Here is a 24,017-nt window from a genome sequence, read left to right on the forward strand (position 1 = left end):
TTCATAAAGAACACCGTCTTTTTATGCAATTAAAGATTCTTATCCGACAAAAATTTAATAACCAACCGTTTGTTTCAACAATGGATTATTAGTAAGAGCTCCTTGGTTGATAGGCCAAAGCAGACGGGCAGGCTCCGCCGGAGTATAGTCAAGCACGTACGAATCGCCAAAACGCCTCAAGTCATACCATCGTTTACCTTCCAGCATAAATTCAAACAAACGTTCCTGCAAGACAGCATCCGCCGGACGCTTATCGACTTCCTGATTGGGAAACCCCACTGTTGAAGCATCATACGCATCACCAAACGCACGCCGGCGCACCCGGTTTATCTCTGTAGCCGGATCCTCACCCAAAAGCACTTTCGCCTCAGCCAGCATCAATAGCAAATCCGAATATCTATAAATAGGATAATCATCACATCTCACCCGTGTACTCCCATTCATAACTCCCCAATACTTATGCGGATACACCCCCACCAATTCCAACTTGCCATTTTCCACCTTATTATATACATCTTTCAATGTAACGTCACGACGAGTGTCTCCCGGCAGAAACTTCTTGAAGTTTTCCAATTTCACCATCAGGCGCATGATACCGAAATTATTCTCGACCGACGTATTTATCAAAGTACCATCCGCATTATAGAATTTCCCTAAATAATCAGCCTGTGGAAACAAATCATTATTTCCATTCCACAGATTGTATTCAAACAATTCATTATGAATGGTAAAGATAATCTCTTTATTACCTTTATTATCATAAGCAAACACTCCCTGATAAGTATCCATCAAGTCCAGATTGCTACGACTAATATTATTCTGTATGTCAACCAACGCATTCTTTGCTGTCCGGGCATCTCCTTCTCCCCCGTCACGATGGGCACTCCACAGATATACATCCGCTTTCAGCATCAATGTGGCAGCCTTTGACCACAGCGATTTTTTTTCCTTTATGGTATAATCGGATCCAAAATAACTTAATGAAGATTCTATATCTTTTTTTACCTGCTCAAAGATTTCGGCAGCCGGAGTCGCCGCCTTTGCCAGTTTACCCACTTCAAAACCCAGGCTAGGCTCTTCCGTAAACACGACATCTCCCCATGAACGATATAGCTGATACATATAGTAAGCACGCAATCCATACACCTGTCCCAAATAATAATTCCTGGCACTTTCAGTCAGCACATCCGTATGAAGAGTTCTGCTGATAAACAAGTTCATCTGGTTGATATTCTGATACAAATCACCAAACCCGCTGATTCCGGGATTCTCCGCATTCAATGTATTATAAGGAAAACGTTCCATCCCCTGGGTAGCTTCTCCACCGAAAGGAATTCCCCCAAAGACATCACTTCTTGCCTCACCCAACAAAAACATATTCCACGAATGGCTCCTGAAGCGACTATGCAGTCCAAAAACAAATGAATCAAACTGTTCCGGAGTTTTCCAGTAATTCAAGTCAGTGATATCGCTCACCGGGTCCATATCCAACGAAGTACATCCACCGGCCAACATAGCCGATGCGGCAAAAGCCAATATTATCTTTTTTATGTTCATACCTTTTCTTTTTTACACATTAAAATGACAATTGTAAACCAAACAGGACGGTTCTTGGTGTAGGATAGCGTCCATTGTCTATACCGCCACGACCATTTGCCTGAATATCCATAACCGGTTCCGGAGAAGTTCCATCATATCCGGTAATATAGAATAAATTCTGTCCCGTAACATACACGGACGCATCGGTCAAGAACACCTTATTTATAAGATTCTTCGGGAATTTATAACTCAAGGTTACCTCACGCAGACACAAATAATCCCCCTTTTCATAGAAAGTAGAGTTATTATTGTTCAGATTCGTTGTACCATTATTGGAACGGGTAATGTTCTTTTTCGCATTCTGGTCGGCCCAATAGAATTTAGGAATACTAGTTTCCGTATTGTTTTCAGACCACGAATTTCTGACATCCGTAATCAAATTGAACGACCCGTTATACTGCCCCAAGATTCTTGCTTTCAAATCATTGTAAATGGTATGACCTACCGCATAGTCAAAACGACCATACAAAGACCAGTTTTTATAGTTCAGCGTGGTAGAAAAACCACCGGTCCATTTCGGATAAATATTACCCACCACCTGACGGTCGTATGAATTTATAACATTATCCCCATTCTTGTCATCCCACAGTACATCTCCCGGCTCAATGGGTTTCCATCCCGGTTTACCCGCATATTCGGCAGCCTTATTCGGCCCATACAGGTTGGCAACCTCATCCACAAAATCACCGGCATGATTTCTCACATCATCCCAGTCACGCAAGATACGCACTTGTTTATAAGCAATGATATCACCCAAGCTTTTTCCTTCTTGAATGCCGCCTACCCAAACCAACGAGTTGGATTTTGGATCCCATACCTGCTCACCCCCCTGACGGTTGTTCACATTCCCGTTAAAAGGCAGCTTCTTCACCATATTTTTCACAAACGAAGTATTAGCGGTGACATCCCATGACCAGTCCTTCCTTGTCAGCAGATTCACCTTGGCTTCCAGTTCGAAACCACGGTTGCTGATAGTACCCAGATTCGTTTTGAACGAGGGAAATCCTGTATATTCCGGCAAATTCACATCAGTCAGCAAATCGGAAGTCGTGCGGTCATAATAGTCCATAATCATATGAATACGATTATTGAAAAAGCCCAAGTCAAGTCCCAGTTCAAACGTATGGCTCTTTTCCCAACGCAATTTACTATTGACCACCCCTGTATTCAAATAACCCAGATTACCATTATAAGCACCTACCGAACCATATTTACCATATACATCAAAATTACCGATACCGTTTACATTACCGTTCAACCCATAACTGATACGCGGTTTAATCAAGGATACTACTTCCGCAAACTTTGAATCTTTAAAGAAAGCTTCCTCATGCACATTCCAACCGGCAGATATACCCGGAAAAAATCCCCAACGATTGTCGGACAATTTGGAAATACCGTCATAACGGGCTACCAAGGACACCATATAACGATAATTATAATCATAGTTAACACGGGCGAAACCGGAAAGAATGCGATATCCGGTTTTGACAGAAGTAGTATAAGTACGGTTAGTGCCCGCATTTAAAGTAGGTATATCATCTGTAGGAGCACCGGAAACACGCGCTTCCAGGTTCTGATACTGATAATCAAAATACTCACCACCTGCCATGGCATTGATATTATGTCCGCTAAAACCTTTTTTATATTCCAGAGTCAATGCATGCTGTTGTTGAAAAACTTTTGTATTTGTTTGAGAAGCATTACGATTGGTATTGGGAGCTTGTCCTATCTGTTGATATTTCTTTTCAAACAGTTCAAACTGACTGTCTGTATAATACATAGAACTGTTTCCATTCAGGAACAATTGCTGCGGAAGGATTTCCAAAGCAAAACCAATATTAAACGAAGTCTTACGGTTCGTTGTAGAACGAGTCAGTTTATCTTTCCAATAATAAGGATTACCATCCTGATTACTCCATCCGGCAGCAGGACTTCCATCCTCATTCCACGGATTCCAGGTGGGAAACATACTCATGGTACGATAGAACAACTCATACTCTCCCGTTTCTCCGTTCCAAGGGCTTTTCAAGTCGTAAGTCCATAAATCGGGCATCTTGGACCATGAAAAACTACCGCCGGCATTCACTGTCAAAACGGGCAACAACTTGTATGAACCGTTGATAGTCCCGTTCACACGCTGATAATTGGTAGAAATTATCTGACCGTCTTCCGAATAATACCCTAAAGATGAGGAAAATGTTCCTTTGTCATTACCTCCCGACAAATTCAGATAATGATCTTGTGTAAACGCGGCATTGCGGAAAGTCAGATCATGCAGCTCACCGGCATGGTTTCTAAAAATCAAAGTTTTATCAGGGTCCACAGGATCCGCCATAGACCGCCATCCTTCATTCAGCAAATGTTTGTTTGCATCTGTCATAAAGGCCAGATCCACTCCGGAGTTAACCCCAAAACCTTTCTGGTTCTCCATACTTGTACCGCCATTGGTACGCTGCCAACCTAAACGTTGATAATACAAATAGTCACCGGCATCCAAATACTTATACCCTTCACGTGCAAAGTTCACACCCCCTTTGAACTTATAAGTAATTTGTGTCCTGCCTTCCACCCCCTTCTTGGTTGTCACCAGAATTACGCCGTTATTGGCACGGGCACCATAAATAGCTGTGGAAGCCGCATCTTTCAGTACCTGTATGGATTCAATATCTGAAGGATTGATATCATCCATAGAACGCACAAGGCCATCCACCACGACCAACGGCCCTTCCAGATTCTTGTTTATGGAAGCACCACCACGCAAAACGATATTGGGCGAACTACCCGGTTTACCCGAAGTATTTGTCACACGCAATCCGCTGACAGTTCCCTGCAAGGATTGGGCCGCATTACTCATAGCTGCATTTTGTAATACTTTATCATCCAACTTTGAAATAGAGTTCGTCATCAACGAACGTTTCTGACTCATTCCATAACCGGTCACCACGACCTCATCCAGCATTTCTGCATCTTCTTTTAAAATAACCTTGTAGGTGTTTGGCACTCCCACTACAATTTGTTGTGTTTTGTAACCTATATAACTCACATCCAGTTTTGCCCCCACAGGCACTTGGATAGTAAAGTTACCGTCTACATCAGTTATTGTACCATTTGTTGTCCCCACCTCCAGGACACTCGCTCCGATAACAGGTTCACCGGTGGCATCTACCACTACCCCTGTTATCGTTTTTGTTTGCGCCATCATGTTTATTGCAAAACAGAGGCATACGATAAAAAAGAGAGCTTTCTTCATGAATCTCAGATTTGGTTGATAAATTAATGTTTAAATAAAAAAGTTTAATTAAGTGTTAGTTTTAAAACCCCTCAAAAAGAAAATAATTTTAAAATCAACAGCGAATATATGCACATATATTTAGTATATACAAGAAACAAAAGGAACTATATTCTTTATTAGTCTTTGTTTTTTAGAATAAACTAAATATTAAGGCATATTTTAAAAAGTTACATAAGGGAATAACTCAAAAAAGGAAAAAAGGTTCATACGGAGAAGATATAACAAGAAAAAACCTCCTTGCAATTCTTTGCAAAGAGGTTACTGAATTGTACACCCGATGAGAATCGAACTCATATCGTCGGAACCGGAATCCGGTATTCTATCCATTGAACTACGGGTGCGTCTGAAACTTGGACGTGCAAAAGTACAAAATATATTGTCTTTATCCTAATAATTTGGGATATTTATCTATCAAAATAATATTTTGCTCATTAATTTAAGTATAAAACAATCAATTTGATTATATTTTCGGCTAAATATATAACAATATCACAAATAATTTCTATATTTGCAAGCAATTAAAACAACTAGATCTATTTTACAATGAGTTACCTAATTAAACCAGCTAACTATAAAGCCTTGCTTGATTTAAAACAAACAGAGTTAGGCATTAAGCAAATAAAAGAGTTCTTTCAACAGAACCTGTCTTCAGAATTACGTCTGCGCCGTGTCACCGCCCCGCTATTTGTATTGAAGGGAATGGGTATCAATGATGACTTGAGCGGAACCGAACGGGCGGTATCTTTCCCTATCAAAGACTTGGGAGACGCACAGGCCGAAGTTGTCCATTCACTGGCAAAATGGAAAAGGCTGACTTTGGCCGATTACAATATAGAGCCGGGTTATGGCATCTATACAGACATGAACGCCATCCGGGCTGACGAGGAATTAGGTAATCTCCACTCGCTATATGTAGACCAGTGGGACTGGGAGCGTGTAATTACCAAAGAACAACGCACGGTTGATTTCCTGAAACAAATAGTAACCCGTATTTATGCAGCCATGCGCCGCACAGAATATATGGTATGTGAAATGTACCCGCAGATCAAACCCTTCCTGCCACATGACATTCATTTCATCCACTCGGAAGAGCTTTGCCAGATGTATCCCGACAAGAGTCCGAAAGAACGTGAACATGCCATCTCACAAAAATACGGTGCGGTATTTATTATAGGTATAGGCTGCAAACTGAGTGACGGTAAAGAACATGACTTGCGCGCACCTGACTATGACGACTATACCACAATCAACCCGGAAACCGGACTTCCCGGTCTGAATGGCGACCTGTTAGTTTGGGACAAAGTACTGGACCGTTCCGTCGAACTTTCCTCTATGGGTATCCGTGTAGACAAAGAAGCGCTGCTCCGCCAACTGACACTCAGCGGACAGGAAAAACGTAAAGAACTGTATTTCCACAAACGCCTGCTAAATGAAACTCTTCCTTTGTGTATCGGCGGTGGTATAGGACAATCACGACTCTGTATGCTTTATTTACAGAAAGCCCACATAGGTGAAATCCAAGCCAGTATATGGCCCGAAGAGATGAGAAAAGAATGCGCCCAACTGGGTATGCAACTTATTTGATTATAATCCATCAGCAATGAAAAAAGAGGATGACGTAAAAAGAAAGCTCTCAGGTTTTCTCTTTCATCATCCTCTTTTTCTATCCGCCACACTTTATTTCTTGAAAATAAATACTTTGCACTGATAAGCCCCCAATTCCACATTCATTCCTTGCGGAAACTTTCCTAACTCTTTGTGCAACCATACATCACGAATCCCGGTATTCGTGGTAACTCCGGGAATGGTCTTGTCATTAAGGTGCACTGTCACAGGCTCGTCAAAACGGTTCAGACACATCACTGCCACCGAACCGTCGCTCAGCGGTTTAGCCCAGACATCGTATTTATCATGACGGATAACCCTCTCTGCCTGTCTGCCCAGCACATCCTGATTGATGGCTATGATTTCAGGGTTAGTCAGAGTTTCTAAAGTAACCGACGTCATATCGCGTACATCATTTCCGCTCAATAAAGGAGAAGCCATCATACACCACAAACTCATGTGCGAACGATACTGTTCATCGGAGCAGCCACTCTTTGCATCAGCAATAGACATACTTTTTCCTGAAATCCCCACAATCAGCATGTCCGGATCATTCCAACCGCCGGGACCTGCATAGTTATCCAATTTCCCGTTTATATCCGTTATTTCCATGACACCCCAACCCGGACCCGTGACAGCATTAGACCAATGGTCGCCGATATCTCCTGTAGTCCTCCAGTAATGCCCGCCTACGGATTTGGCCCACTTCCACGGTTCACGTTGTCCCCATTCACAGATGCTGAAAACAATGGAACGGCCTGTAGCACGCAGCGCCTTCCCCATCACCGTGTAACGTTCCATCGCATCCTGCCTTCCGTCCGGCGCATTGCAATAGTCATATTTCAACAAGTCCACTCCCCACGAAGCAAAGTCATTGGCATCCGTCACCTCATGGCCATAACTGCCGCATACTCCCCCGCAAGTTTTATCTGCCGCATCGGAGTAGATGCCAAGTTTAAATCCCCGTTCGTGCAGATAGTCCGCAATCGGTTTTATGCCATCGGGAAACTTCTCCTTATCCACTTGAATATGTCCATCCGCCCCCCGTTCTGCCAATTGCCAGAAATCATCTATATTAATATAGGCATATCCCAAATCGCGCATACCATTGGCCACCATCGCGTCGGCCACTTCTTTTATCAGTTCTCCGGTGAGATGCCTTCCAAAGGTATTCCAGCTACTCCAGCCCATAGGAGGGGTTAAAGCCAGTGCATCACCGATGTTTATAAGCAATTCCTTCTCGTCTTTACCTGATTTATTTTCAGCAACCAGCTTTACTTTATAAACACCTTTCCGGGATACCTGCCCCTTTATGATCCCTGTCTTCTCATCCAGCACCAGCCCTTGGGGCAGTCCGTCGGCCTTCCATTGCATAGGACGTTCTCCCAAAGTGGGAATGTAAAACAAGAAAGGCGTAGAAGGATAGTTACCTATAATAGAAGGAGGATTGATCTGAGGTGCGCCCTCAAACAAGCGAGGATTTGCTCCGTTTGCCACCGCTTGAAAGGTTCCCAGAACCAGCACAAGCACCCAAACGAATATTGTGGGAGTTAAACTTCTTTTCATCATCATCTTGATTTATAAAATTAATAGGTTAAATCGGTCTGTAAAAATACACATTTATAAGAAAAAGCGAAGAAGGTGCCGCTTTTCCTCACGGCACCTCCAGTTAATCAATCACAGTAATCCTAATACCTATTCAGCTATGTTAAAATCTCATTTTATAAAATCCTGTATCTTGATAGTCCATTCTCTTTTATCACCATTAGCGGCAGTAATAAGATAACGGAAATCCTTTGCCGAGAAATCTTGCACCTCCCCTAAAGTAGGAGCACCATTCAAAGGTTTCAGACGTGCGGCCGTAGACATATCAATGTAGCATACAATATTACTCAACGAAACTTCATTCCGAATCTGCTCTGTAAAAAGAGCATTGGTTCCGGGAACGGTAATCTTGCACGTAACCGTATTGTTTTCTTCATCTATTGTCTTGGCAAGTGTCAAAGTTTGAACCCGCAATTGTTTTGCACCGTCGTCATACCAACGGTATTCAAAATAGATATTGGTAATCTTAGCCTCATCGTAAGTCGGCAGGTCATCCAATCCGGATTTCAAGCACGAAGAGGCTGATACCAACAGTACCAATAGCATCGCTATATTTATAATTTTCTTCATATCTGCAATATTTTGTTTTAAATTCCACTTATATTAAAAAATACGTTTCACCGCATTACCATTCCGGGTTCTGGTCCAGACTGGGATTGACATCTCTTTCCGACTGCGGCACCGGGAATAAATAACGCCTGGAAGTAAAGGCATGATTATTATCCGAAATATTAGAAGGTAAATCAATGATTTCAAACGACTTGCCATCCTCTGCTATTTCCATACATGCATTTTGGTGTGTATTCAGCTCCTTCATAATTTCCAGTCCGTCGGCCTTACCCCAACGAAGCAAAGACCAGTAGCGGTCATTTTCGTGCAGCAGTTCGATGCGGCGTTCCCGTTTATATTCTTTCCACGCCTCTTCGGCTGACAATCCGGAAGGCAATTCAGGCAAACCGCCATGAACAGTACGGGTCTTATTGATATATTCAATAGCGGCATTCACTTTGTTCTGACGCAACATGACCTCAGCATAATTCAGATAAGAACGTCCCAACCTCAAAAGTACGTAGTGATAAGAAGTAGGTTCGCTGTTCAACAACCTTACAGCCTCGTACACTCCTTTGCGATACACATATCCTGAAATAGGAGTTCCCCATATCTCGGCAGCTTTCGACGCCCAGTTCAGGTTACCCTTTTTTCTCATCGTGATGGTATTCTTAAAATAGTTGGAAGAATCCTGGGCAATGGAAGCATAAAAACGGTTGTCCCTATTCTTATAAATCGCATTGGACACATATCCCCCTTTTGCTAAAAAGTTCTGATAATAAGACGTTTCATCCCATTCTTTTGCCTTGCCGTCCTCATCCACTACCAGATACTGGTTTACCAAATCAACGGAAGGGAAAGACTTGGGCCAGCCTGCCAGCTCTTCAACCAGCAAGGGGAGCGATCCTTCCTTATTCTTATTGTTGTCGTTGTTGGGAACCAGATCCTGCATCCACGTATTCTGGAAAATGGTATTATCCGAGCTCTTCCACTGGGCAAGTATAATCTCTTTCGAGTTCTGGGAATGGTCGAAGTCATTGAACATATTCTTGTAATCGGTGTCCAATGAATAGACATTCAGCGCAAACAAATCCTCACTGGCCTGCCGGGCTATTTCGTAATATTCACTTTGTCCGCTTTCAATGTAAGCCGCACCGTGCAATGCAGCTTCGGCCAGCAAAGCATAAGCAGCACCTTTGGTCGGCATTCCTGTGGGTTCACTGGCTCTCAATCCGGAAGCAGCGTCTTTCAAGTCCTGCAAAATAAAGTCATACGTATCTTTAATGGTGGCCGTCCTGCCATACTGAGTCATGTCCTCGTCTTTGTCCACCAACTCCTTGACCAACATCAGTTTGCCGAAAAGACGTGCGCGAGAAAAATAAGTCATTGCCCTAAAGAATTTAGCCTGGGCTATAAAGTTGGCGCGTTCGCCTTCCGTAAAAGGCGCATCGGCCATTTTGGCTATCACCAGATTGCAACGGCGGATGTTTTCATAAACATTCCATCCGGCATCATAATATCTGTCTTTCAAGTCCTTGTTGATGGCCGTGGCCTCCCCATCATCCAGAATGATGTCATTGTCCGTCCAACGGTCATTCTGTATCAACTTGTCGGTAGATATTCTGAGTGTAGTGTAGAGGAAAGCCTGCGTTAAATCCGTGCTTTTCCATACATCATTCTCCGAATAGCTATCTAGCGGACCTTTGTCCAATACATCACTACAAGAAAACGTTGCGGCAGCTAAAAGAACGACTGCCAGTATATTTTTGAGTTTCTTCATTGTTTATTCCTCCCTTACTTTAAAAACCGATTGTTGCACCAATTGAATAAACGCGCTGTACAGGATAACCGTTAGCACTTGTATCGGATGTTTCCGGGTCGAAATAATCATTCACGCCGGAGATAGTGAACAAGTTGCTGCCTGCCAGATTAATGCGGAGCGTGGATATCCAATCGCATTTCTTCAATAATTTATATTTCAAGTCATAACTTAAAGAAAGATTCTTCAAGCGCAAGAACTGAGCGTTTTTATACCAGAAAGTAGACGCAGCCTGGTTGTTGCTTCCATTGACATTGGCAGAAGTCGAGACACGCGGGAAATCGGCATCTGTGTTATCGGGACGCCAATAGTTCAGTTGTTCTTTATAATACAGGTATTTGGCTTCACCCTTTTTCAAGCGGTCGCCCAATCCCAGATAGCGTTTACCCGTTCCGTAAATCAATCCGGAAAGCGTAAATCCTTCATAATTGAAGGAGAAGTCCACACCGAAGGTGAAATGAGGACTGGTAGGCATACCTATGCGTACCTGGTCTTCTCCGTCTATTTTTCCGTCACCGTTTACGTCCGTATAGGCGATGTCGCCCAGCCGGGTGTCCGCAGAAGAAGTACGCCGGGGGTACATTACAATCTGCTGAGGAGTCTGATACAAGCCCCTGTCATAATAGGCGATACCGAAATAGTCCGTCTGATGGGTCTGGCGCTTCCAAGGGTTCTTCAGGCTGGTTTCGCCTTCATCCGCTTTTACCTTCCACAAATTGTTATAATAAGTCATGTTCAAGCCCACTTTGTAAGTAAACTTACGGGCAGTAGTATCTCTCCAGCGGAATGAAAACTCAAAACCTTCGCGGCGCTGTTCGCTATCCGATTTTATCTGTGGAAGCGATTTGCCTAACGGAGTGGTATAACGGTCGCCCGGACTCATCAAACCACCTTTGGTTACGTAATAAAAATAATCCAGCGAACCTGTAAAGCGTTGTTTGAACAACGAGAAGTCAAGACCGTAGTTCAAGGAATTGACAGTGTACCAGCTCAACAGTTCCGGAGCGACCAAAGCCCCTTCGTTAAAGCCCGACACCAAGGCACCTCCTACCACAGCACCCGTCGTATCCATGGAATAAGTAGAAAGATAGCCGAAACGGTTCACGCCCGCTTCCGTACCTGTTTGTCCATAAGAAGCACGGAACTTCAACAAGTTGACAAACTTCAAGTCCAGGTTTTTAAAGAAGGGTTCTTCGCTAAGCGCCCAGGCTACTGCGCCCGAAGGGAAGAAGCCCCAACGGTGTCCCGGTGCAAAATTATCAGAGCCATCATAGCGGAAGCTGCCTTCAATGATATAACGGTTCTCATAATCGTACTTCAAACGGCCTACAAAACCCATTCTTCCTCCTTCACTGGAGTTACCGGAGTTCAGCTGGCCTTCTTGCGAACCTGCAAACAACTGGTCAACGACTGCCGACATATATTCCTTACGAGAAGCCCAGAACTCGGAACCGTCACTCTCCGAAACAGTAAAGACAGCTTTGGCGTCTATGGTGTGCTTCTCGGCAAAAGTCTTCATATAGGCTGCACTCAACTCAAAGTTATAGATTGATCCCCAATAACCTTTTTCCGTCAAAGATGGTTTGGCAATGGGGTACAACGAACCGTCGGCATTGTATTGGGGAGCCTTTGTTGAAAAGTTCTTCACATGCGAGTCGTTTGCCCTGTAATTGAACATGGTACCCAAAGTCAAGTCTTTCAGCCAAGGCAAGGTCCAGTCGGCTACCAATTGTACATTGATATACTTTCCGTCGTTCTTGTCATAGCCCGAGCGTTTGTCGGTCAGTACCAACGGATGGTCCGTCAGCGCCCTGTAAGTACCGTCTTCATTATAAGCCGGCTGCAAGGGGGACACATCGGCCAGCAATTCCCAGATACGTCCGGCACTGGTGGACGGATATTCTTTATTCTCAATGGCGCCATTGATATTGACACCCACTTTCAATCCTATTTCATCAAACGTGGTATTGATGTTACTACGGAGATTATAGCGGTTGTAATTCAATGCATTGGAACGATACAAGCTCCCCTGGTCGAAAGCGCCCAATGACACATAATAATTCACCCGCTGGCTGGTTCCGCTCAACGAGAGGGAATGCTTGTACTGCGGGGCAAAATTCTTCAAAGCCAAGTCCTGCCAATCGGTGTCTGCCAGATTGTAGGGATCAGTTTGGTTGAGAATAGCCTGCAACTGCGTATCATCAAAGGTGGGAGAAAGGAAATCATTTTCGCGCACCAAATTCTGATGTACCGCATAATCATAAGCACGGGTCTTTTCCATCATCATGGTGGGCTGGCTGAATTCCGCATTAAATGAATAAGTTACGGCTATTTTGCCTTTGCCGCCCTGCTTGGTCTTCACCATTATAATACCGTTGGCAGCGCGCGATCCGTATACGGCCAAAGATGCCGCATCCTTCAATATGGACATGCTCTCAATATCTACCGGATTCAAAGTATTGAAATCCCAAGAGTCAGAAATCACACCATCTATTACATAAATGGGAGCTCCACCTCCACGGATTGAAATGGACGGAACCGATCCCGGTTCTCCTCCGGACTGCTGGACGATGACGCCGCTGGCACGTCCTTGCAAAGAGCTGACCACGTCATTGAACGGTAAGTCCTGCAACTTCTCGCCCTTCACCGCCGTAACGGAAGAAGCCATCTTACGGGTAGAAGTCGTACCGTAACCAATCACCACCACCTCATCAATCAGTTCACTGTCATCTTTCAATACAATTTTAAAGTCTTTTTGCCCACTTACAGGGACAACTTGGGTTTTGTACCCGATAAAAGAAATTACAAGATTGGCTTTACTCGGGACATTCTGCAGCGTAAAGAGCCCTTCAAAATCTGTAATTGTCCCATTGGTAGTTCCCTCTACCAACACGTTTGCCCCAATTACAGGTTCTGCACTGCTGTCCACAACAAGACCTTTCACTGTGAGATTTTGTGCTACCATTGTCGATCCAAGTAATAGCAACGCCAAGGACAATATCTGCCTCAACGAACAAGGAACAGGCACATTTTTTTTCATGCTTTTCTCCATTAAAATTAGACATTAGATTAAATAATATTTTTAATAATTTTAAATACACAGATGTTAATTAGCTAAGTTCTTTGAGAACTTAGCCACGCCTTTAAAAGCCTATTCAAGAGCATGAAGAACCCGTTTCGGCCCTATTTGTGATACCTGTTTTCTACCAGAAAGCGCAAAATAAGAAGAAATTAATAAATTGGAATAAAAGCTATATTAGGCTAATATTCAGCAATATAAACCTATTTTATTAAATATACATTTAATAAAAAGCCTCATTCATAAGAAAAATACTTTCGGATTTAACAATGAAAATTGAAAATAATTTCTATATTTGTTCCCGGATAGAGCAGATTTATTATTTAATTCTCAAAGAACTTAGTCATTACACATGCCCACCTACTCAAACCGCTGAAAATAAAAAGCATACTTCCATCTGAAATTTACTTTTTCTTAGGAGTAGAAAAAGAATAGAGCGATTTCCATGAAAACGAAGCTTATTTTTATCATTCGAAACGTAACATCGTTTATAAACTTTCCCTATCTTTGGGAAAATTAAAAAATAAAATAAGATGAACGTACAAATAGAAGAAAGCTGGAAACAACATCTGGCACCCGAATTTGAAAAAGATTACTTTATCAGACTCACTGAGTTTGTAAGAAGCGAATACCAGACTGCCACTATTTACCCACCGGGCAGATTTATATTCAACGCCTTCAATCTGTGCCCGTTTGACAAAGTGAAAGTCGTCATTATCGGCCAAGATCCCTACCATGGTCCCGGCCAGGCGCACGGACTCTGCTTCTCTGTTAATGACGGAGTACCTTTTCCTCCTTCCCTACAAAATATTTTCAAAGAAATACAAAGCGATTTGGGTGCTCCCATCCCTACTTCAGGCAACCTGACCCGCTGGGCGAATCAAGGAGTTTTATTACTCAATGCCACACTGACGGTCCGTGCCCACCAGGCAGGCTCTCATCAACGACGGGGCTGGGAGGAATTTACAGATGCCGCCATCCGTGTATTGGCAGAACAACGTGAAAATATTGTATTCATCTTATGGGGATCTTATGCACAGAAAAAAGGCGCCTTCATAGACCGCAACAAGCACCTGGTACTGGCTTCTGCACATCCGTCCCCCCTGTCAGCCTATAACGGTTTCTTTGGCAACAAGCACTTCAGCCGTACCAACGAATATTTGCAAGCGCACGGGCAAACACCGATTGAGTGGTAGACATAAATAAAAAACAGAATAAAAAAATGAGAAATGGTTGCGTGTTGTTATCAGAAACCATTTCTCATTTTTTTATTCCCAACTTCTTCCTAGTACCAATTCACCGCACTACCCGTATTGCTTCGCTGATCCCATTTCAAAGCATCGGTCAGCATACTGGAGTTAGCACGAATACTGAAGTTATAGGAAGTAAAGGGACCGAATACCAAGCCACAGCTCATATTGAAACAGTGCAGGTCACGGCTGATATTGACCGTTGTCATTGACATCTCTTTCGTATTAAAATCATACCCCGAAGAATAATTCACATTCCAGCGGCTACCCAACTTCACATTACCGGAAACATTCAATGAATGAGTCACCGAATAAGGATATCGCATCGTCTTGATATTAATCTGCTTGCTTCTGTCCTCACGAATACTATAACTATAACTCAAGCTCAATGACCATGGCATCTTGAAAGCCATATAGCCATCCGGATCTATAGCCGCCTTCTCTGTCTTTCTCAAACCGGAGTTATCTTCTTCCTCCGTGTTTTCATTGCCATCATCACTGTACTCATCCAGATTTTCATTCTTCTTGTCTTTATCCCCCTTACTGTCCTTTTCATCTTTCGGACCAAACCACTTTTTCCACGAATCATTATTCAATGTATACGAGAAAGAACCGCTATACCCCTGAAAACGACCAAAACGTCCGTATGACCATTCTGTACGGTTGCCTTCCACTACCTTGCCGTCTTTATCAAACTCATAAGCATACGTAGCAAACTGGGCGTTCATATTAAAAGTATAACTCTTGGTCAGTTTCAAGCGCAGATTCATACTCAAATTTCCCCAAGGTTTCTCTTTAGCCGCCGCATTATAGGAAATACTGGCTCCCAACTGGTCAATCAAGCTGATTTTCTTCACTCCGGTAGTATCCGCATCGGATTTCACTTTCATTTCCACATTATTATCTATAGAGAAAGTGAAATTCTCGGATTTACCACTGGGCGAGAAAGAGTAAGGCAAACCTTCATATGGATTATAAGTCTGAGTACGTACTTCTCCATCCGTATCAGTATAAGTATACGTTCCCACATATCCATACCTGGACGTACTGAAGTCCGGTGCATAACTCATGCTCACCGAAGGAGTAAAGACGTGACGGATCATTTCAATCTTGTCGCCAAACAATTTCTTCCACGGTTTGTAGAAACCATACATCTTGGTATTCACCTGCAAGCTCAAATCATAGTTATACACACGGTTGAAACCGTTGATTGTATCTCTCCGCACATTATTAGGTGCCGACGGATCATAACTCTGCTCCACCTTGCGCATATACCAGCGCTCGGTATAGTTGAAAGAAGGCACAACGTTGATATATTTAAACAAAGTGAATGTAGCGCTGATAGGAATCTTATGCTGCATACCATTAGTCCATTTATTCAAACCCTGCTTCAGAATCAGATTATCCTTGGTATTAATCGAGTTCGTCATCTGGCCGGTATATTGGAGTGAGATTTTCTCATACCAACGTTCATCACCTACCGCTTTCTTACGCTTGAACGGATAAATACGGTTCAATGAAATATTCAAATCCGGCAACGTCACACTGATAGAAGAGTCACGCGTATTCTGAGAGATATTGAATGTACTGGACAGATTCAATCCTATTTCGGGGAAATTGCGCGAATAACTCACACTAGACGTCTTGGTGTTATTTGAATACTGCTGCGGGTTATACAAACTACTCAGGTTACGCTGGTCATAACTACTGGTCGCAAAGTTCACATTCGCCGAAAAAGAGCTGTTAGGGTTAGCCTTGGCATCCTGTCTGTGACTCCATGCAATTCTGAAATCTTTTGTAACCATATAGTCCGGCATATTCTTCTCACCGGTTTTCGTTACCAGATAACTGGCATTGAAATTACCGCTATATTTATATCTCTTGTTATAATTAGACTGCACGGACAGTCCCCATGAACCTTTCGTAAAGATCTCACCCAACACTTTCAAATCCATACGGTCACTGATGGCGAAATAATATCCCCCATCACGCAAATAAAAACCACGATTCATTTCATCACCGTATGTAGGCATAATGAATCCTGACGAATAACTGCTGTTAAACGGAAAAAATCCGAAAGGAATGGCGATAGGCAACGGCACATCCTCCACCACCAGCTGGGCAGGACCGAAAACCACATTTTTCTTAGGACGCACTTTCGCCATGGAAAGTTTCAGATAGAAGTGAGGATGTTCGTGATTATCACACGTAGTATATCGTCCGTGACGCAAATAAAGTTCATCATTAGCACCTTTCTTCGACTCCTCACTGGTAACGTATCCTTCCCCCTGCTGAGTAACGATATTATTAATGAACCCCTTCTTCGACTTGAAGTTATAACGCATGATTTTTGACTCATACGGAGTCTCGCCATCCTTAAAGACAGGAGTACCTTTTTCCACGCCAGCCGAGTCGGGAACACCACGGGCATACACCGTACTGCTATCCATGTTCATTGTAATCACGGCAGAGGTCAACTCTATTTTCTCATAGTTCACCTTACCGTCACCATACAGATGGGCATATCCGCCCTCAGTGAATACGATAGAGTCATTTGCTTCATAAATAACAGGCGCATCCAACGGCTGTTTCTTTTTAGGTGCAACCGTATCGATAGACAACGTATCTACCAAAGCACTATCTACTTTCAGGGAATCATTACCGGATGCAGAATTCCGCTTTCTGCGTTGAGCACCTGTACTTAAAGAAAGTGACAGGCATGCAAATAGTAGTAGGAATGTTATAAATCTATGTCGTTTTAGTGGCGTCATTCACAAATCATTTACGCTTTTGAGGGGCAAAATTAAGCATTATCCGCCAATAATGAACTATTTAGCGGATATTTAATTTATTTTTAAGGCTTACAAGAAACATTCGCACCAATGGTTAAAACGGATTATCCCATCTTCCCCATAACGTGAAATACTCTTTAACGCTTTCTCCACGCTCTTTTCCCTGTCCAGATGCGTCTTTGAGAAAAACTTGTCGGCAAAGCAAATAACCTGTTCTTCCAGCGAAACCGGAACCATATTCCGATGAGGAACAGGCAACTGCTGGTCAATAATACTTTGCAAAGACATACCCGCTCCCGTATGTCTTTCACAGACCAATGCATGACGCGGAAATCCTTCTTTCCGCATCAGATCAGCCCCCAAATATCCATGACAAATATAAGGATAAGATCCGAAACAACAAATGCCCTCAGCATCCGTCATAAAAATACCAATATCGTGCAGCATCGCCGCCTCTTCCAGAAACTGCTTGTCCAGATTCAATTCCGGATGCTTGCCGGCAATCCATAACGCCTTATCGGCCACCGAACGGCTATGCGCCAGCAGGATATGTTTCAGTTCATTATCTTCAGGATAATATTTATTAATGATAGCAAGTGCGTCCATTCTCAATTAAATTCTTATTTTTGTGCAATATTACAAAATAATCGCCACATATCATGAAAACAAAATACATTTTCCTATACTGCCTCTTGTTTATCTGCAACGCCGTGACCGCGCAAAAGGTTATCACCGGAGCCGAACAGATGGACCGTCTCTTACCTATATTAAAAGGGAAGCGTGTGGCATTGGTTGTAAACCAAACCTCCAAAGTAGGAGAAACCCATCTGTTGGACACCCTGCTTGCAGCGCATATACAAATTAAAAAGGTATTCGCTCCCGAACACGGCTTCCGGGGTGACGCCGATGCCGGAGAAACCATCAGGAACGGAAAAGATACCCGCACGGGAATACCCATCCTGTCCCTTTACGGTAAAAATAAGAAACCTACAGCCACACAGCTACAGGACATAGACCTGATTGTGTTCGACATTCAGGATGTAGGCGCCCGTTTCTATACCTATATCAGCACCATGCAGTATGTAATGGAAGCTTGTGCCGAGAACCGGAAACAACTGGTCATCACAGACCGGCCCAATCCTTGTGATTACGTGGACGGCCCTGTGCGACAGAAAAACCAGAAAAGTTTTGTGGGTATGCACGCCATCCCCATTTTACACGGTTGCACTGTAGGCGAGCTGGCTCAAATGATCAATGGCGAAGGCTGGCTGCCCAACGGCAAAAAATGCGCGTTGACCGTCATCCCCGTGGAAGGCTGGAAACACGGACAACCCTATTCGCTTCCGGTAAAACCCTCTCCCAACCTGCCCAACGACCAGGCAATTGCCTTATATCCTTCACTCTGCCCGTTTGAAGGTACAGCCATCAGTGTGGGCAGAGGTACTCTTTATCCTTTTCAAGTAATCGGTTCACCGGATATCCGCATCTCCTCCTTTTCTTTCAGACCGGAAGCCTTGGAAGGCTTTGACAAGAATCCGATGTATAAAAACCAATACTGCTATGGCAATAATCTCCGCCATATCACCGCCCCGAAAGGATTCTCTCTAAAATACATCATCACCTATTATCAAGCTTATCAAGACCTTGGGAAAGCGGACAAGTTCTTTACCCGCCCGCAATGGTTCGACCTGCTGATAGGGAACCGTACCGTAAGGGAACAAATCATGAAAGGAGCCAGTGAAGAAGAAATCCGTGCAGGATGGCAGAATGAACTGGAAGCCTACAAAAAGATGAGAGAGAAATACCTGCTTTATGAATAATATTTCCTTCCAAGCTGACAGCTTTCGTCAAAAAAGGAGACAACAACCCAATCTATTCAGGACACGCAGCACCATTCCTCTGCATCCACCAAGCCCCAACCACAAACGGCTTCCCAACCGCCAACACATGGAATCCGTTTCAATCTTCTTTCCGGAAGGCCTGCATACCTTTCTCACCACCCCGATGATATCCGTATCCTCACATTCCTCATAAAAACGGCAGACGCCATCCCCCTGCATCAGATAACGACTGCCTCTTTTTTGAATAATCCGATGCAATACATACCGGTCTGTCTGCCGGAACAGAATGACATCAAAAAGTTTCAACTCCTCCTTATCATACGGCCCCACCACCACTTCATCCTTCCCATTTCTCAGTAAAGGCATCATGGAATTGCCTTTCACCCGGAACTTCACACTCCTGCCACTTTTGATTTCCGACTCCACCCACGCAAAGAAACATTCATTCGCTATCCGCTTCATACCCATCTCCATATAAAGTACGACATACTAATTTCACCGCCTCCGCATCGGGCAAACACTCCAGATGATAAACAGGAATGGATGAAACCATCTTTTCCAACAGACTACAAACCCCACAGTATAATTCCTCCTCGTATGCAAATGCAGGAGGAGCAGACGGATGCAAAGCTGCATAAGCCTGCAAAGTGTTCAATCTCCGTATCTTGTTATACGGTGCTTGTGACAAACGTACACATCCGGCCAACGGATAACGCTCCGCCTTATAACAAGGAGTCTTCCCACTCCACGGGCTGCCATATACCCACACGCCCCCCTCTTCATAACGCACAATGGGACTGTCATCATTCAGCAACTTACTTCCTGCTATATTTTCCCTCCACAAACGGGTATGGGTACTTTTTCCGGTTCCGCTTTCACCTAAAAAAAGAACCGCTTTCCCCTTATAAACAATACAACTGCCATGCAAGGCAACCGTATCTTTCCGTACCGTCATCAGGCCATACCCCATCCATAAGGCAAACCTTAAAAGACGGGGAGAATAATGACCATATAAACAGATACCTCTCCCGGTTCCACCCATCGTCCGGAGATAAAGCGACGGTTCTCCCTGCGGAGCCAGTTCCAACAAAAAGCTATCCCCACTCACACCAAAAGTACCGGTTACATCTTCATATCCGAACCCATAGGACTTTCTCTGAAAAGCCGGAAAACCCCAACCGTTTCCCTCCCAAACAGTAAAATCCGGCAACCAAGCACCCTCATATACATCTTTTGCCGAAACCAGATCCGGTTGCCAAACAAAAGGCTTGAAACCGCTGATACCATCCACCGCCTCCATCAACCTTTCGTCCGGCAATGCGAAGCAGTGGCCACCTATTTTATAAATTCGATCCATTGTCTTTTCCATTTAATCTGATTACACGATGACAATATGCCAACGAGCTTTCCCGATGGGCTATCGTAAGAACAGTCAGCCCCCTACACTCCTTCATCAGACCGAGAAGCATTTCATTGACAGCCCGTTCAGTCTCATTATCCAATGCAGAAGTAGCCTCATCCAGTAGAAGCACCTCCGCTTTCTTATACAAAGCACGGGCGATGCCTACCCGTTGTTTCTGACCTCCCGAAAGCCTTCCTCCCCCTTCACCCAAAGGAGTATCCATTCCTTGCGGCAATTCATCCATCCAAGCATCCAATCTCACCAGCCTCACTATCTCCGCTACCCGTTCCTTATCTATAGACCGGCATCCCAAAGCAATGTTTTCCGCCAAGGTCCCATCCAGCACAAACACTTCCTGTTGCACATATCCCACCTTGCGATGCCATTCCTGCCTCGGCACATCGGCAAGCGGCCTGCCATCTATCCGAATAGCGCCTTTATCCGGAGTGATAAATCCCAAAAGCAGATTAAACAAGGTAGATTTACCCACGCCACTCTCACCACAGATACCTACATATTCCCCCTTACGAATAGTACAACAAAAGTCCTTTAGAACCTCTTTACTTTCAGGATAAGCATAGGTGAGGTGTTCTATCCGTATCTCTTTTTGAAAAGAAAACGCTTCCTGCCCCCATGATGGAGAAACTGCTTCCATCCCCTTATCCCCCAACCCTTCCTCTATAATCCGCAGAGAATAGACCGCATTCTGTACTTGTGTCCAACCACCTAAGATGCCGCGCAAAGCGGGTAACAGCCGGAAAGCCGCCACAGCAAAGACACCTACCAGCGCTTTGATATCCCCTGTTCCGAAAACGGTGAGCAAGGTCAGCCCCGATATGACCGCCATTTCGGAAAGGCAAAGAGGAAGATGCTGTATCGTTTCCAGTTTCAAACGGCTCTCACTGATTTTCCTTACCCTCTGGGCGAATGCCTGCTGAAGAAAAGGAAACGCCGCATTCAGTTCCAATTCGGCATACCCTTTCATCGTTTCCGTGACCAGCCGGGATTGCTCACGACGAGCCTGCTGCTCCTGCTCACCATAACGGCGCATCGGTTTCCTGATCCCCCATCCGTAAATCAGCATGAAAGGCAGAAAGGCAATATACAACATCAGTACCGTCAACGGAGCATAAACCAACAAAGCTGCCGTCACCCAAAAAACAAGCAGCAGTTCTCCTGTCATGCGAAGCAAGGGGGAAAGAAGGTTTAAAGAAAAAGCATAACAGATATAGTTCACCTCATATCCCAGCCGGATACTCCCCCTGCTGCGTATAAACAATAATCCCCGTTGATAGTAAGAAGTAAAGAGAGAAAAGCTGAGCCGACGGTAAAGAGACATCAGAAAATGGTTTTGAAAACGTGAAAGCCCCGCTGCCAAAGCGTTTTTCACCAAAATAAAGACTATTGCCACCAGACAAAATAACAGGGCGGCATCTTTATCCCTCCCGTCATCCAACAGAAAAAACAAGACAGGCAACAGGGCAGCGAGTCCGGCAAAGTCAAGTAATGCGCAAAGAAATACGGCACAAACCACCCTTATCCCCATTTTCCTTTCATCAGGCAACAACAAACGGCAGATTCTTTTCAACATAAACCGCTTATTTTCGTTCCGTCTGGAAGATGGTATGGGGAGAGCGCAGATGCAACAGAATAGAATTTCCAACCCATTTGCACAGTGAAATGCGCAACACGCTGTTGCACGCACGATGAGTATGCAGCATACGTTTGGTTTTATAAACCAGAATGCCCCATTTATTCTTCGCCGGAACTGACATCGTATAGGGTGGCCGGATGATTTCCCGCAAGATTTCCTCCGCCAATCCTTCTCCTCCATATACAGGAACGGAAGTTCCTAAATAATCATTACAGAGGCGGGTCATTGCCAATATCATATTTCTAAAACGAATATCCGTCACTTCCTCAGGAATATGCAGGCCGTATCTATTCAGCAGGCAAGCCCAGTCGCAAAGATGATGAAGTGCCAGGCCGCGTGCATAATGCTGGGCGGCATGAAAAGCGAGAAATACGGTATTAAAGGTGGAAGATGGGATTAAAATGGAGCATTTTCCGTCCAATTCCGCCGATACGGGTTGTAGCAGTTTTTGAAGGAGCTTATCCATCTTCACTGCTATACGGTATGTTTCCGAATTAATGAAGGTTTTATGATTCTCTATCGGAATACCTTTATAGTAAAACACACTATGCTTTTCGGAGTGTTCAAAGTCTACCTCTATTCCTTTTTCTTCCATTAACCGGTCTGCCAGCCGGTTGGCCTCGGCATCACTTTTCCGGGAATGGTCTGCCGAATAAGTGAAGATGTCTATATCTCCCCCTTCCCTGTGCGAAGGAATAGGATAATAGGTGGAGAGACCCACTCCTTTCAACTGGACCGTGGTAATGCCATGCGTTTTATAAAAAGCTGAAAGTTCGGCTATGGTATGGCAGTACCGCAGGTAGCGTTTTTCATAGTTCTCTACCGCCATCGCCCAGTTTAACTTCAAAGCCTTCGGAGGTTGCAAACAGGCCGGCAGGGTTTGTATTCCGTCCCATGCCAAAGCCATCACTCCCTGTTCCACTGCCAGCTTATAGCAACTCTGCCAAGATAACAATGACACATCGGCAAAAAGGGCAGAATTGACCGGAATGGTGTTCAAGGCTGAACACAGCAGAGCAAACAGCATTTTTTCTGATTGGTTCAATTCCATCGGTTCAGTCTATTATAACATTACATTTTTTCAATGAGCTAACCCAAGCCATTGCATCTTGCCGGGCTTGCTGCACCGGTATATGATAGGTTTTAGCCAAGAGACAACCTACCTCGTCTACAGAAAATTCCTTTCCGCAAAACTTGTTCCATAGAAAACGTGCGGAAGAGTTCAGCGAGATAATTCGGGTGAAATCCACATCCGGTGTACCTTGATTGATTATAATGGTTTCTCCGGCTATATGGCGGAGTTTGAAGTTAGAGTTGAGTTTCATAAGCAAAATATAAAGTAAACGCAGAAAGAAAAAGCAAGGTTGATGATAATACAGCAAAAATGCAGTCTATTAAGTGGTTAGGTGTTTAACTCATAATACTGCATAAGCTGAAAAAGGAGGTCCGATAAAAGCTGCGAAAGACTTCAGTTCCCATATCGTTACTGATATAACAGGAACAAGAAACGGCACAACAGATTCTATT

Annotated in this window: 16 protein-coding genes and 1 tRNA gene; 3 read left to right on the top strand and 14 right to left on the bottom strand. The window is 44.0% G+C overall.

Going from position 1 to position 24,017, the window contains the following annotated elements; all coding sequences use genetic code 11:
* Positions 1-54: 54 nt before the first annotated feature.
* The 3 genes from nanU to AB5062_RS05575 all read right to left on the bottom strand — a co-directional run bounded on the left by nanU (position 55) and on the right by AB5062_RS05575 (position 5,235).
* Positions 55-1,557, bottom strand: coding sequence for a SusD family outer membrane lipoprotein NanU (nanU, locus tag AB5062_RS05565; RefSeq protein ID WP_005840429.1), 1,503 nt, complete (start codon positions 1,555-1,557; stop codon positions 55-57).
* A 19-nt stretch (positions 1,558-1,576) separates the two neighbouring features.
* Positions 1,577-4,852, bottom strand: coding sequence for a TonB-dependent receptor (locus tag AB5062_RS05570; protein ID WP_005840431.1), 3,276 nt, complete (start codon positions 4,850-4,852; stop codon positions 1,577-1,579).
* A 311-nt stretch (positions 4,853-5,163) separates the two neighbouring features.
* Positions 5,164-5,235 (bottom strand) — tRNA-Arg (locus AB5062_RS05575).
* A gap of 202 nt (positions 5,236-5,437) precedes the next feature.
* Between AB5062_RS05575 and asnA the strand changes: the two genes are divergently transcribed.
* Complete coding sequence (gene asnA / locus AB5062_RS05580) at positions 5,438-6,478, top strand: aspartate--ammonia ligase (RefSeq protein WP_005851270.1); 1,041 nt, start codon at positions 5,438-5,440, stop codon at positions 6,476-6,478.
* Between the two features lie 93 nt (positions 6,479-6,571).
* Here the strand turns inward: asnA and AB5062_RS05585 are convergent, their stop codons facing one another.
* From AB5062_RS05585 to AB5062_RS05600, 4 genes are all read right to left on the bottom strand, one after another.
* Positions 6,572-8,071: a putative Ig domain-containing protein gene (locus tag AB5062_RS05585; protein WP_118292462.1), complete on the bottom strand. Its 1,500-nt coding sequence runs from the start codon at positions 8,069-8,071 to the stop codon at positions 6,572-6,574.
* A gap of 144 nt (positions 8,072-8,215) precedes the next feature.
* Entirely contained in the window at positions 8,216-8,674 is a 459-nt protein-coding gene (locus tag AB5062_RS05590) for a hypothetical protein (protein WP_118292461.1), read from the bottom strand.
* Between the two features lie 55 nt (positions 8,675-8,729).
* Positions 8,730-10,433, bottom strand: coding sequence for a RagB/SusD family nutrient uptake outer membrane protein (locus AB5062_RS05595; RefSeq protein WP_368326847.1), 1,704 nt, complete (start codon positions 10,431-10,433; stop codon positions 8,730-8,732).
* Positions 10,434-10,452: 19 nt separating this feature from the next.
* Positions 10,453-13,524, bottom strand: a complete 3,072-nt coding sequence (locus AB5062_RS05600) for a SusC/RagA family TonB-linked outer membrane protein (RefSeq protein ID WP_368326846.1) — start codon at positions 13,522-13,524, stop codon at positions 10,453-10,455.
* Between the two features lie 560 nt (positions 13,525-14,084).
* Here AB5062_RS05600 and AB5062_RS05605 point away from each other — a divergent pair.
* The gene (locus tag AB5062_RS05605) at positions 14,085-14,747 is read left to right on the top strand and encodes a uracil-DNA glycosylase (protein ID WP_005840435.1); all 663 of its coding nucleotides are present in this window, start codon (positions 14,085-14,087) and stop codon (positions 14,745-14,747) included.
* An 89-nt stretch (positions 14,748-14,836) separates the two neighbouring features.
* Here the strand turns inward: AB5062_RS05605 and AB5062_RS05610 are convergent, their stop codons facing one another.
* Complete coding sequence (locus AB5062_RS05610; protein ID WP_008671498.1) at positions 14,837-17,572, bottom strand: putative LPS assembly protein LptD; 2,736 nt, start codon at positions 17,570-17,572, stop codon at positions 14,837-14,839.
* A gap of 90 nt (positions 17,573-17,662) precedes the next feature.
* Positions 17,663-18,199 carry an HD domain-containing protein gene (locus AB5062_RS05615; RefSeq protein ID WP_005840439.1) on the bottom strand — a complete coding sequence of 179 codons (537 nt, stop codon included), beginning with the start codon at positions 18,197-18,199 and terminating at the stop codon, positions 17,663-17,665.
* A gap of 53 nt (positions 18,200-18,252) precedes the next feature.
* On the opposite strand from AB5062_RS05615, the gene AB5062_RS05620 reads away from it, so the two are divergent.
* Positions 18,253-19,413, top strand: coding sequence for an exo-beta-N-acetylmuramidase NamZ domain-containing protein (locus AB5062_RS05620; protein ID WP_005840441.1), 1,161 nt, complete (start codon positions 18,253-18,255; stop codon positions 19,411-19,413).
* A gap of 27 nt (positions 19,414-19,440) precedes the next feature.
* Here AB5062_RS05620 and AB5062_RS05625 read toward each other — a convergent pair whose 3' ends face one another.
* The 5 genes from AB5062_RS05625 to AB5062_RS05645 are packed head-to-tail and all read right to left on the bottom strand — an operon-like array spanning position 19,441 to position 23,815.
* On the bottom strand, positions 19,441-19,908 hold the full coding sequence (locus AB5062_RS05625; protein ID WP_032945253.1) for a S26 family signal peptidase: 468 nt from the start codon (positions 19,906-19,908) through the stop codon (positions 19,441-19,443).
* Complete coding sequence (locus AB5062_RS05630) at positions 19,877-20,791, bottom strand: hypothetical protein (RefSeq protein ID WP_016270742.1); 915 nt, start codon at positions 20,789-20,791, stop codon at positions 19,877-19,879. Before AB5062_RS05630 ends, AB5062_RS05625 begins: the two co-directional genes overlap by 32 nt.
* Complete coding sequence (locus AB5062_RS05635; RefSeq protein WP_074783136.1) at positions 20,775-22,427, bottom strand: ABC transporter ATP-binding protein; 1,653 nt, start codon at positions 22,425-22,427, stop codon at positions 20,775-20,777. Before AB5062_RS05635 ends, AB5062_RS05630 begins: the two co-directional genes overlap by 17 nt.
* A gap of 7 nt (positions 22,428-22,434) precedes the next feature.
* Positions 22,435-23,541, bottom strand: coding sequence for a nucleotidyltransferase family protein (locus tag AB5062_RS05640; RefSeq protein ID WP_118292458.1), 1,107 nt, complete (start codon positions 23,539-23,541; stop codon positions 22,435-22,437).
* A gap of 4 nt (positions 23,542-23,545) precedes the next feature.
* Positions 23,546-23,815: a PqqD family protein gene (locus tag AB5062_RS05645; protein ID WP_005851254.1), complete on the bottom strand. Its 270-nt coding sequence runs from the start codon at positions 23,813-23,815 to the stop codon at positions 23,546-23,548.
* Positions 23,816-24,017: the final 202 nt, after the last annotated feature.

Source organism: Phocaeicola sp. RTP21359st1_B8_RTP21360_211022 (assembly GCF_040911965.1).
Taxonomy (GTDB): domain Bacteria; phylum Bacteroidota; class Bacteroidia; order Bacteroidales; family Bacteroidaceae; genus Phocaeicola; species Phocaeicola vulgatus.

What these genes read in the sequence shown, in the direction of transcription:
- AB5062_RS05610 (WP_008671498.1), bottom strand. Translation starts at nt 17,572, where the DNA reads ATGACGCCACTAAAACGACATAGATTTATAACATTCCTACTACTATTT.
- AB5062_RS05605 (WP_005840435.1), top strand. Translation starts at nt 14,085, where the DNA reads ATGAACGTACAAATAGAAGAAAGCTGGAAACAACATCTGGCACCCGAA.
- AB5062_RS05645 (WP_005851254.1), bottom strand. Translation starts at nt 23,815, where the DNA reads ATGAAACTCAACTCTAACTTCAAACTCCGCCATATAGCCGGAGAAACC.
- AB5062_RS05615 (WP_005840439.1), bottom strand. Translation starts at nt 18,199, where the DNA reads ATGGACGCACTTGCTATCATTAATAAATATTATCCTGAAGATAATGAA.
- AB5062_RS05630 (WP_016270742.1), bottom strand. Translation starts at nt 20,791, where the DNA reads ATGGATCGAATTTATAAAATAGGTGGCCACTGCTTCGCATTGCCGGAC.
- AB5062_RS05590 (WP_118292461.1), bottom strand. Translation starts at nt 8,674, where the DNA reads ATGAAGAAAATTATAAATATAGCGATGCTATTGGTACTGTTGGTATCA.
- nanU (WP_005840429.1), bottom strand. Translation starts at nt 1,557, where the DNA reads ATGAACATAAAAAAGATAATATTGGCTTTTGCCGCATCGGCTATGTTG.
- AB5062_RS05570 (WP_005840431.1), bottom strand. Translation starts at nt 4,852, where the DNA reads ATGAAGAAAGCTCTCTTTTTTATCGTATGCCTCTGTTTTGCAATAAAC.
- AB5062_RS05620 (WP_005840441.1), top strand. Translation starts at nt 18,253, where the DNA reads ATGAAAACAAAATACATTTTCCTATACTGCCTCTTGTTTATCTGCAAC.
- AB5062_RS05635 (WP_074783136.1), bottom strand. Translation starts at nt 22,427, where the DNA reads ATGTTGAAAAGAATCTGCCGTTTGTTGTTGCCTGATGAAAGGAAAATG.
- AB5062_RS05595 (WP_368326847.1), bottom strand. Translation starts at nt 10,433, where the DNA reads ATGAAGAAACTCAAAAATATACTGGCAGTCGTTCTTTTAGCTGCCGCA.
- AB5062_RS05625 (WP_032945253.1), bottom strand. Translation starts at nt 19,908, where the DNA reads ATGGAGATGGGTATGAAGCGGATAGCGAATGAATGTTTCTTTGCGTGG.
- AB5062_RS05640 (WP_118292458.1), bottom strand. Translation starts at nt 23,541, where the DNA reads ATGGAATTGAACCAATCAGAAAAAATGCTGTTTGCTCTGCTGTGTTCA.
- asnA (WP_005851270.1), top strand. Translation starts at nt 5,438, where the DNA reads ATGAGTTACCTAATTAAACCAGCTAACTATAAAGCCTTGCTTGATTTA.
- AB5062_RS05600 (WP_368326846.1), bottom strand. Translation starts at nt 13,524, where the DNA reads ATGGAGAAAAGCATGAAAAAAAATGTGCCTGTTCCTTGTTCGTTGAGG.
- AB5062_RS05585 (WP_118292462.1), bottom strand. Translation starts at nt 8,071, where the DNA reads ATGATGATGAAAAGAAGTTTAACTCCCACAATATTCGTTTGGGTGCTT.